Genomic DNA, 278 nt, shown 5'->3' with positions numbered 1-278 from the left:
TTTTACCTTCCAATAAGCCAATAAATGCCTCGACAGTATTATCCATCCCCTCGACCAAGTGCTCTTTGTACTTAATCTTGCCCGCGTTTAACCACGGCAGCATCGCTTCGCTGAACTCGTTGTATCTATGCCCATAGTCGTCGAATACAATAAAGCCTTGCATTTTCACTCGCTTAATCAGCAGCGTCGCCATCAGCATCGACATACGATCGGGTCCCGATGGCAACTCGGTGGCATTATATTGAGAGATCAACCCACAAAGTGGAACCCGGGCACTT

General features: G+C 47.8%; 1 pseudogene. It reads right to left on the bottom strand.

What is annotated here, in order from left to right:
- Positions 1-278: pseudogene (locus CWC11_RS21920) on the bottom strand (NADP-dependent oxidoreductase); the annotation flags it as partial.

This window comes from Pseudoalteromonas sp. S3178 (assembly GCF_005886985.1).
GTDB lineage: Bacteria > Pseudomonadota > Gammaproteobacteria > Enterobacterales > Alteromonadaceae > Pseudoalteromonas > Pseudoalteromonas carrageenovora.
The sequence above is the reverse complement of the archived record's forward strand: the minus strand, read 5'-3'. Positions and strand labels throughout refer to the sequence as shown.